This window comes from Caballeronia sp. GAWG1-1, from assembly GCF_023631465.1.
GTDB lineage: Bacteria > Pseudomonadota > Gammaproteobacteria > Burkholderiales > Burkholderiaceae > Caballeronia.
On record NZ_JALQDB010000011.1, the window covers coordinates 122,881 to 132,024 of the forward strand.

The window sequence follows — 9,144 nt, forward strand, 5'->3', positions numbered from 1 at the left end:
CACTCCAACACGATGACCACCGAAGATATCCGTATCGACTCCGCCAACGGCATCGGCTTCATTGCACTCGATCGCCCGAAGGCTCTGAATGCGCTGTCCGCGCCGATGTTGCGCGCGATCAGCGAGGCCTTGCGCGCCTGGCGTCACGACCAGGCAATCCGCACCGTCGTGGTGTATAGCCCGCACGTGCGGGCGTTTTGCGCGGGCGGCGATATCCGCTTTCTCTACGAGTCGGCGCAGGCGGGCGACCGCGATTCGATCGACGCGTTTTTCACCGACGAGTACAAGCTCAACCACGCGATCTTCACCTTCCCGAAGCCGTATATCGCGGTGATGAACGGCGTCGTGATGGGCGGCGGCATGGGTATCTCGCAAGGCGCGCATCATACGGGCGGGCTGCGAATCGTCACGCAGTCGACCAAGATGGCGATGCCCGAGACGCGTATTGGACTCTTTCCCGATGTCGGCGTGAGCTGGTTTCTCGCGCGCGCGCCTGGCGCGATCGGGCGTTATCTGGCCGCGACGGGCGCGAGCATGGGCGCGGCAGACGCGCTCTATGCGCGCATGGCCGACGCTTATCTCGACGATGGCGCGTTACCGGGCTTGATCGAATCGCTACGGCATCAGCGCTTTCTCGATGGCGTGGCGATCGTTCGCTTCGTCGAAAACGAGACGACGAAATACAAGGTGAGCCCGACGCTCGACCGCAGCGCGCTTGCCGAGGGACGCACGCTCATCGACAAGCATTTCGCCACGGGCAATGGCGCGGCGATTCTCGCATCGCTCGCGCGTGAGACGGATGGCGCCGCGCGCGAGTGGGCCGAGCGCGTGGCGGCGGAACTGCGCGAACGTTCGCCTTTGTCGGTGGATGTCTCGCTGCAGCAGGTGGATCGCGCGCGGTATTCGTCGATGGCGGAGACCTTGCGCCGCGACCTCGATCTCACGCGCACGGCGTTCGAACGCGGCGATGTGATCGAGGGCATTCGGGCCCGTATCGTCGACAAGGACAATCAGCCGAGCTGGAAGATCGCGCGGGCGGAGGAGGTGGGCGTCAAGGATGTCGAACGTATGTTCGAGAGCGCCTGGACGCCGGCGACGCATCCGCTGCGTTTGCTCAAGGACTGAGCGTTCTTAGCGAGAACGCGCGATCAACGCGACTCGTTGCCGGCCGAGAAAGCGCGCATGAAGACGAGCGCGCCCCAGCCCCAGATTGCGTTGGCGATGAAGTTGGGCGCGAGTCGCGGCAGCATGTTGCCGCTTGGCCAGATGCCGCGCGCGGGATCGATCACGAATGCGCCGATCGCAGTTAGCACGATCCCGCCGAATACGAGCGAGCCAATCCACGGCGCGCGGTTCTCCGGCGCGACGCGCAAGAGCCACGAGAGCAGCACGCCGAACACCGCGCTCCATAACGCATTCGCGATGAAAGTTGGAATGCCGAGCGGCAGAAAAGGGGTGATGGAAAAGCCGGCTTGATCGATGAGACCTGCTGCATGCAGCAGCGCGAGCGTCGATTCCCGAAAGAAGAGTGCGGCAAGAAAACCAGAAACGAACGGCAGAATGACTTTATGCATTGGCAGGACCGCTTGCGGCGAACCGCGGCTCTCGTTGGTTGTCGTGACGCGCCATTATAGGGGCGCGCGAGCCGGTGTCGAAGCGATGCCTAAGCAGATACGACGCGGACGCGCTTACTTTGCAATGGCGTCGCTCGCCGGACTGTGATGCAGCATGCGGTCGCTGTTGGGCAGCGGGTTGGGGCGCTTCACCGGCATGTTGTCGGGATTGTTCGGGCGCGTGGTCTCGGCGGAAGGCGAGCCGGGTGCGCTCGGCGGCTTGACCATCGAGGCGTTGTCGTCGGGGCGCGCGGTTTGGGCTTGCGCCACTACGGCCGAGCAGATGAGGAGAAGCGCGAGGGTCGTTTTTTTCATGTCGAGTCTCCACGATCGAAGCCGCGACGGGAGCGCCGCGGTTTTTCATGAGACAGGCGCGTCGGCTGAAAATTCGCGGAAGATTTCGTCTTTCGGAAAAGCAAAAAGCCCGGTCAATTGACCGGGCTTTTTGCTCTAATTCCGTGGGGTGGCTGATGGGACTCGAACCCACGACGACAGGAATCACAATCCTGGACTCTACCAACTGAGCTACAGCCACCACTGAACTACCTGATTCCATCTTGCTGGAAGTTGCTCAGCAATCAAGAAGCGAGATTATACGAACTAAAATTGCGCTTGCCTAGCCCTTTCACGCATCTTCGTTCGCGAGACGGCTTCAAGATTCGATAGCTTCCACACCTTCGCGCAAATGAGCACGCGCTTCGTCGAAAATCGCAAGATCGCCGGTTGCCAGCCGCCGGCTATCGGAAAGCACGCGCCGCCATCCACGCGCACCGGCAGTGCCGCGATACAGCCCAAGCGCGTGACGCGTCACCGCGCCGAGATACGTGCCGCGCGCAAGTTCGTTGCGTGCATAGCCAATGAGTCCGGCTTCGATTTCCTCGCGTGAAGGAATCGCCGTCGTCGCGCCATAAAAGCGTGTATCGACGCCCGCGAGCACATACGGGTTGTGATAAGCCTCACGGCCCAACATGACGCCATCGACGTGTTTCAGATGTTCCTCGACCTCGTCGAGCGTCTTGATGCCGCCGTTGATCGAAATCTCCAGATGCGGAAAATCCCGCTTCAGTTGATACGCATATTCGTATTTGAGCGGCGGAATCTCGCGGTTCTCCTTCGGGCTCAGGCCTTTCAGGATAGCGTTGCGCGCATGGACGATGAACACTTCGCAACCCGCATCGGCGACGGTGCCGACAAAATCGCGCACGAACGCGTAGTCCTCGACGGAATCGACGCCGATGCGGTGCTTGACCGTCACGGGAATCGATACGGCATCGCGCATGGCTTTCACGCCGTCCGCCACCAGTTGCGGCTCTTTCATCAGACATGCACCGAACGCGCCCCGCTGCACGCGCTCGGACGGGCAGCCGCAATTCAGATTGATTTCGTCATAGCCCCACTGCTCGCCGAGCTTCGCGCTCTTTGCCAGATCGGCCGGCTCGCTGCCTCCGAGCTGCAACGCAACCGGCGCTTCGGCGGGCGTGAACGCAAGGTGACGCGCGACATCGCCGTAAAGCAGGGCGCCCGTGGTCACCATCTCTGTGTAGAGGTAAGCGTGCCGCGACACGAGCCGATGCAACGAGCGGCAATGCCTGTCGGTCCAGTCCATCATCGGAGCGACGGACACGCGGCGGGGGCTGATTTTTTGAACGGCGGACATGTGGAGCGACTGACCGTGGCGCGGTCTGCATCGGTTTAAGGCGAAGGTGTGATTTTACCGCAGTGCGGCGAAGCGCTCTGTCGAAAGGCACGTCTCGACAGACACTCGAACCAGCCAACCCCCACACCTCCCCCGTGCTAGCATCATCAAACCACCATTCCGAACACGGCAACGGAGGCAGCCATGACTACCTTGGCGATAGACGGCGTGCGCTGGGTCAACGATCGCGTGACCAACGTGCGCTGGGGCAGCTTCGATTCCGCGACCAACGACTGGGCCGCGCCCACCACCATCGTGGAAGTGCACGAGGTCGTGGACGCCATCAAGAGCGGCAAGGAAGTCCGCACGCTCTTTACCCTCGGCGGTCGCACTTTTCTCGGTCCGAAAGTCAGCTCGCTGCCCTACGCGAACGGCCATATCGGCATCGAAGCGCGCGTGCAAGACGGGCAGATCGAGAAATCCCTCGAGGATTTGCCGCCAGTCTGACGGCGCGCCGCACGCATTGAAAGCACACGGAGAAGGGCGTTGAACCGGGAGCAGGCGCTTCGCTTCGAAAGCGAATTCATGCCACGTATCGCCGAGCGAGTGGCGGCGCTGCTTCACGGCGTGCGCGTCGATATCGTTCCCGGCGAATATCCGCACCAGCCTGCCAAATTGCACCTCAGCGCTCAAACCCCACCGCATGCGGACGACGAGCGCGCGCGTGGTTATCCGTTGCCGCTCAACATCTTTCTCACGTGGGACGACGAGGAGATCGAGCGTCTCATGCATCCGCACGGGGAGGCGCGCTTTATGCGCTATCTGGACGCACTCGACATCAAGTTCGCGGCCTGGCAAGGCGCACGCGATGTCGATATGGTCACGCGCTCGCAGGCCGAGACTTCCGTGCTGCTTGGCGGTCTGGATTTCGAAGCCTAAGCGACGTTCGTCGTCACCGCGCGTGTCGTGGTTCCACCAAGGAGGAGGTCAGGATGACATCGTCAAAAGAAGGCAACGTCCGCGCGTTCGTGCAGACGGCCGAGCAAGCGGGCGGATTCGTCTGGGTACTCGTGCTAGTCGATTTCGAAGCGCGCGAAGTGAGACGCGCGCTCGTATCGGAAGAAAACTTCGCTACCGCCGATGCCGCGCGCGACGCCGGCAACGATCAGCTAAAAGGCATGAGCAACGATCGCTGAGGCTAGGATTGGCAATACGCACGGTTCGCAGCCGTGCGCCGCTAAACTCGTTCGACAATTCCGCACGTTTTCCTCGATTTACCCGCACGGCATTGCTCGCAAAGCCCGCCATACTGCCTTCACACTGATCAACGTTCAAAGGAGAACGTCATGAATCGCTTCGAAGGCAAGACAGTTCTGGTTACGGGCGGCAACAGCGGCATTGGTCTGGCGGCGGCGCAGGCATTCGCCGCGGAAGGCGCGCGCGTCGTCATCACGGGTCGCGATGAAGTCTCTCTCGCCAAGGCGCGCGAGACGCTCGGCGCTAACGCCGTCGCCATACGCAATGTCACGGGCACCATCGCCGCCGCGCAGGAACTCGCGCGGCATCTCGGCGACGCGCACATCCGGCTCGACGCTGTGTTCGTCAATGCAGGCGTCGCCACGTTCGCTCCGTTCGTCGACATCGACGAGAAAGCGTGGGACGAAACCTTCGCGATCAACGTGAAGGGTCCGTATTTTCAGATTCAGGCGCTCGTGCCGCTACTGAACGAAGGCGCATCCATCGTGCTGAACGGTTCGATCAACGCGCATATCGGCATGCCCGCTTCGTCGATCTATGCCGCGAGCAAGGCAGCGCTCATCTCGCTTGCGAAGACGCTCTCGGCGGAATTGCTGCCGCGCGGCGTGCGTGTGAACGTGGTGAGCCCGGGTCCCATCGCGACGCCTTTGCACGACAAGCTCGGCCTCGCCGATGAAGCCGCCGCGCAACTGCAAAGCCAGATTCCGCTCGGGCGCTTCGGCAAGTCGAGCGAAGTGGCGGCGACGGTGCTGCTGCTGGCGTCGGCGGAGGCGGGGTTCATCGTGGGCTCTGAAGTGGTGATCGATGGCGGGATGAGTCAGCTTTGAAGCCGGTGCGGTGATCGACGGCCGCGCGTGGTTGCGCGGTCGTGTCGTGCTGCCTGCGAACCGGGACACGACGCGCCTCGGACCGCTGGCAGAATCGACTGTTCTCGAAGCCACGATCAAAATCAGCGTCACATGAGCCATTTACCCGAAGAAGACCACGGCAGCACCCGCGAAGCACGCTTTCGCCGCTACGACGCCGCGGGCGAAGCGTCCGTCCGCGCCGATCTCGACGAAGCCGCCACGAGCGACCCCGAAGCCGCATCCAAACGCGCGTGGTTGCGCGGCAAGGAGGTCGCGCATCAGGACGAGCAGTTTCGCGCGATGTTCGCATCCGTCAATTCGGCCAACGACGCCGCGCAACTCGCCCGCGAATCCGCGCAGGCATCGCGCCGTTCGGCCTTCTGGACGATGATCGCGGCAATCGCGGCCACGGCCGGTGTGATCGTCAACGCGGCGATCGCGCTTGGCTGGCTCGACTGGCTCAAACGCTAAGGCGCTAAGGCGCTGAATCGTCGATGCCGAAGCCTCAGGGCATCGCCGGCTGCAATTCGCCCCAGCTCACGAGAATGCTCTGGATGCTTCGTGCATAGGCATCGCGATGTTTCGGCGACTCCGAGTGATAAGCGCCAATCGCGCGCCACGTGTTGCCGTACTTGACCATCTTTTGCTTGAGCAGCCACGCCGCGACGAACACGTTCACGCACGGATCGGCGAGCGCGCGGTGCGGAATGCCCTGGCGCGCCAGGTCGGGAAAATGAATCGAATTGATCTGCAACTGGCCGACATCGATGGAACCGTTGGCGTTGCGGTTGATCGCGCTGGCGTCGCCTTTCGACTCGCGCCAGGCAACCGCGCGCAGCACGAGCGGATTGACGCCCTGATACGCGCCCGCCAGTTCGAAACAGTCATCGGCGTGCACAGCGCCGGATGCAAGCGACAATCCGAGCGCCGCGCAGGCGGCGAGGGCAAGCCGCGTGGCGGCTATCGCTGGTGGAAACATGAATCGTGGCTCCCGTGTTGGTCTTGTACGAAGCGGTCGATAGGCGTTTGTTGTCCGCCCATGCTGGCGTTCAGCGGATCAACGCGGCGTCCAGCCGCTGTTCGATGTCTTTCATATAACTGCGCGATTCGCCCGATACCACGAGACGCGGTTCGGGACCGTCGCATCGGCAATCCGCGACCGGGCGCGCCTTTCTGCTCTTTTTCGCGGATGGCTTGGCGGGAAGTTCGTCGTCGCCGGTCGAAGGCGGCAGCATGGCGAGCGTCGGCAGCGGCGGATACACGCGTGGCGAGCCGGGCATGAGCGCGGCCAAGGTTTGTACGCCGGGCGCGCTGACATCGAGCGGACCGGCGGATGCGGTCGCAAAAACCAGCAAGCCGCCGATGACCAAGAGAGTGCGTCGCATGATGTCAGCCTCCTTGCGTTGGTTTGATCGACACGCTGTACGGCTCGCGCGCGCCGGCGGTGCGGTTCTCGAGGCTCAGCCGGACGGTGCGTTTCGCCGGCACGCCTTTCCAGATTGCCTGATTGATATAGGGCAAATCCTGCGCGAGCGCGGTGACGAGAATGGTGGTCGGCTGCTTCTGCGCGGCTGCAAGCGAGCCGGCTTTGGTGAGAATTGCGCTGAGTTGCGCATCGCGGGCGCCGAGGGCATCGGCGGGAATCTCGAAACTGATGATGCCCGTGGCGACCGGCGGCTTATCGGTCTGCGCGACCGGATTGGCGGCCGGCAGCGGCGCGCAGCCGGTCAAGAAACTGACAACAACGATAGATAGAAAAGAAACGGCCCACTTCACAGGCGGCTCCCGAAAGGATCATGGTGATATGCAAGTTTTCGGCGTGGGGGCCGGTGGTCTTGATAGCCAGGCGCAAACGTTGAGCGATTTAGAAAGACTTGACTCGGGAAGCCGGGATTTCGGAAAAGAGGCTCGTAGGAATTGCCGGATTCGCGCGGGAAACAGCGTCCAACGCGCCGGCTTGCATCGACGATCGGAAGATCAGAAACACCACCAGGCGCGCACGCTCGGTTCGCCGTCGAGTGCGCGCACGAAGTCGTCGGCGAAGGCATCGCTCGCGGCTTTCCATTCAGGCGTGCCGGTGGGCAGGTCGTTCGGATTCTTCAGCCCGCGCGCGTGACGGATGACGGCTACGGCTTCGCTGAGAGCGGCGATGGAGTCGAGACTGTGCGTGTTCATAACGCGGATTACGGCGCGTCGGAGCGAAACTTGAGGCCAGGCAAAGGTCGCTCAGGAGATCACCGCAAAAACGCGGCCTTGATTTCGACAGTGTTGCTCCGAAACCCGACACAGGACGAATCCGTCAAACCTTCCCCTTATGCCCCGACACGAGCGCTCCCGCATCGCGCTTGAGGCTGAACAGATCCACCACGCCGATCAATCCCACCAGCCCGACGATCAGAAATGCCACGCTGAAATCTTCCGTCGCGATGGACTGCGCGTCGTGTCCATGCAGCCATTCGGCAAAGCGCAGAGCAATGGCGCCGACCGCGACGCCCACGCCCATCGTCATCTGAAAGAGCGTGCTCGATAACGCCGATGCCGCGCTCATCTGCGATTTCGGCACATCCGCGAAACTCAGCGTATTGAGCGCCGTGAACTGCAAGGAGCGCGACAAGCCGCTCGCGAACAGCACGGCGACGATCACGAACGTCGGCGTCGATGCCGTGAGCAAGCTCATCACGGCAAGCGAAAGCGCGGCGATCACGCCGTTGACGATCAGCACCGGCCGGAAGCCGAAGCGCCGCATCACGGGCGTGGTGATGAGCTTCATCGAAAGATTGCCCGCGAACACCGCGAGCGTGAGCAGGCCGGATTCGAAGGCGTTCAGCCCGAAGCCGACCTGAAACATCAGCGGTAGTAAAAACGGCGCCGCGCTGATGGCGATGCGAAACAGCGACCCGCCGCCCATCGCCACGGCAAAGGTCCTTACCTTGAGCGCCGACAAATCGACGACCGGATGCGCCGCGCGCCGCAAATGCCACCACGACGCGACGCTCGCCACCACGCCGACGATCACGAGCACCCCGGCGTAGCGCCACGACGTCTCGTTGCGGCCGATCAGCTCCATCGCATAGAGCAGCGTCGTGCAGGCGATTCCGCACAGCGCGAAGCCGACGAGGTCGAAGCGGCGCTTCGCATCCGCGCGCACGTTGTCGATGAAGCGCAGCGTGAGCAAGAAACCGATGATGCCGAGCGGCACATTGAGATAGAAGATCCAGCGCCACGACGAATACGTAGTGATGAAGCCGCCGAGCGGCGGTCCGATCACCGGCGCGACGAGCCCCGGCCAGGTGATGATGGCGATGGCGCGCATGAGGTCGTTCTTCGGCGTGGCGCGCAGCACGGCCAGGCGTCCGACCGGCACCATCATCGCGCCGCCGATGCCCTGCAAGACGCGCGCCGCCGCGAACGCGGGCAGGGTCGAAGTCGTCGCGCACAGCACGGAAGCGGCCGTGAAAACGGCGATCGCGCTGCCGAACACCGTGCGCAAACCGAAGCGGTCGGCGGCCCAGCCGGAAATCGGGATGAACACCGCGAGCGTCAGCAGATACGCGGTGATGCCGAGACTCATCTCGGCCGGATGCACGTTGAACGAATGCGCCATCTGCGGCAGCGCGGTCGCGATGATCGTGCCGTCGAGGTTCTCCATGAAAAACGTGGCCGCGACCAGCGTAATGATGAGCGATGAGCCTCGCTGCGCGCGTTCGTTGTCAGTTTGAGCAGCGGGAGAGGGCATCGGCTGAGACTTCCTTGTGCAAAATGGGTAGGTTCGGATGCGCTGCAAAGCCGT

The 9,144-nt window shown here is 62.8% G+C and carries 14 protein-coding genes and 1 tRNA gene; 6 read left to right on the forward strand and 9 right to left on the reverse strand.

All coding sequences use genetic code 11. The features are described from left to right. Positions 1–12 precede the first annotated feature (12 nt). The gene (locus NCT03_RS07005; protein WP_250492334.1) at positions 13–1,125 is read left to right on the forward strand and encodes an enoyl-CoA hydratase/isomerase family protein; all 1,113 of its coding nucleotides are present in this window, start codon (positions 13–15) and stop codon (positions 1,123–1,125) included. Between the two features lie 23 nt (positions 1,126–1,148). Here the strand turns inward: NCT03_RS07005 and NCT03_RS07010 are convergent, their stop codons facing one another. From NCT03_RS07010 to dusA, 4 genes are all read right to left on the reverse strand, one after another. Next, a complete protein-coding gene (locus NCT03_RS07010) occupies positions 1,149–1,574 on the reverse strand; it encodes a hypothetical protein (protein WP_250492335.1) in 426 nt (141 codons plus the stop codon). 114 nt (positions 1,575–1,688) lie between these two features. Further along, the gene (locus NCT03_RS07015; RefSeq protein ID WP_250492336.1) at positions 1,689–1,928 is read right to left on the reverse strand and encodes a hypothetical protein; all 240 of its coding nucleotides are present in this window, start codon (positions 1,926–1,928) and stop codon (positions 1,689–1,691) included. 144 nt (positions 1,929–2,072) lie between these two features. Continuing rightward, positions 2,073–2,148: transfer RNA gene (locus tag NCT03_RS07020), tRNA-His, on the reverse strand. Positions 2,149–2,265: 117 nt separating this feature from the next. Further along, a complete protein-coding gene (gene dusA, locus NCT03_RS07025) occupies positions 2,266–3,270 on the reverse strand; it encodes a tRNA dihydrouridine(20/20a) synthase DusA (RefSeq protein WP_250492337.1) in 1,005 nt (334 codons plus the stop codon). A gap of 183 nt (positions 3,271–3,453) precedes the next feature. On the opposite strand from dusA, the gene NCT03_RS07030 reads away from it, so the two are divergent. The 5 genes from NCT03_RS07030 to NCT03_RS07050 all read left to right on the forward strand — a co-directional run bounded on the left by NCT03_RS07030 (position 3,454) and on the right by NCT03_RS07050 (position 5,825). Continuing rightward, entirely contained in the window at positions 3,454–3,756 is a 303-nt protein-coding gene (locus NCT03_RS07030; protein ID WP_250492338.1) for a hypothetical protein, read from the forward strand. 39 nt (positions 3,757–3,795) lie between these two features. Continuing rightward, positions 3,796–4,188, forward strand: a complete 393-nt coding sequence (locus NCT03_RS07035; RefSeq protein ID WP_250492339.1) for a DUF5594 family protein — start codon at positions 3,796–3,798, stop codon at positions 4,186–4,188. A 53-nt stretch (positions 4,189–4,241) separates the two neighbouring features. Further along, entirely contained in the window at positions 4,242–4,445 is a 204-nt protein-coding gene (locus NCT03_RS07040) for a hypothetical protein (protein WP_244825263.1), read from the forward strand. A 150-nt stretch (positions 4,446–4,595) separates the two neighbouring features. Then, positions 4,596–5,333, forward strand: a complete 738-nt coding sequence (locus NCT03_RS07045; RefSeq protein ID WP_250492340.1) for an SDR family oxidoreductase — start codon at positions 4,596–4,598, stop codon at positions 5,331–5,333. Between the two features lie 132 nt (positions 5,334–5,465). Beyond that, positions 5,466–5,825, forward strand: coding sequence for a hypothetical protein (locus NCT03_RS07050; RefSeq protein ID WP_250492341.1), 360 nt, complete (start codon positions 5,466–5,468; stop codon positions 5,823–5,825). Between the two features lie 34 nt (positions 5,826–5,859). Here NCT03_RS07050 and NCT03_RS07055 read toward each other — a convergent pair whose 3' ends face one another. The 5 genes from NCT03_RS07055 to NCT03_RS07075 all read right to left on the reverse strand — a co-directional run bounded on the left by NCT03_RS07055 (position 5,860) and on the right by NCT03_RS07075 (position 9,090). Continuing rightward, positions 5,860–6,333, reverse strand: coding sequence for a lytic transglycosylase domain-containing protein (locus NCT03_RS07055; protein WP_244825258.1), 474 nt, complete (start codon positions 6,331–6,333; stop codon positions 5,860–5,862). 70 nt (positions 6,334–6,403) lie between these two features. Continuing rightward, the gene (locus tag NCT03_RS07060) at positions 6,404–6,739 is read right to left on the reverse strand and encodes a hypothetical protein (protein ID WP_250492342.1); all 336 of its coding nucleotides are present in this window, start codon (positions 6,737–6,739) and stop codon (positions 6,404–6,406) included. A gap of 4 nt (positions 6,740–6,743) precedes the next feature. Next, a complete protein-coding gene (locus NCT03_RS07065; protein WP_250492343.1) occupies positions 6,744–7,130 on the reverse strand; it encodes a hypothetical protein in 387 nt (128 codons plus the stop codon). 201 nt (positions 7,131–7,331) lie between these two features. Continuing rightward, on the reverse strand, positions 7,332–7,529 hold the full coding sequence (locus NCT03_RS07070; RefSeq protein ID WP_244825252.1) for a hypothetical protein: 198 nt from the start codon (positions 7,527–7,529) through the stop codon (positions 7,332–7,334). 124 nt (positions 7,530–7,653) lie between these two features. Then, positions 7,654–9,090 (reverse strand): DHA2 family efflux MFS transporter permease subunit, encoded by a 1,437-nt coding sequence (locus NCT03_RS07075; RefSeq protein ID WP_250492344.1) that lies wholly within the window; start codon positions 9,088–9,090, stop codon positions 7,654–7,656. Positions 9,091–9,144: the final 54 nt, after the last annotated feature.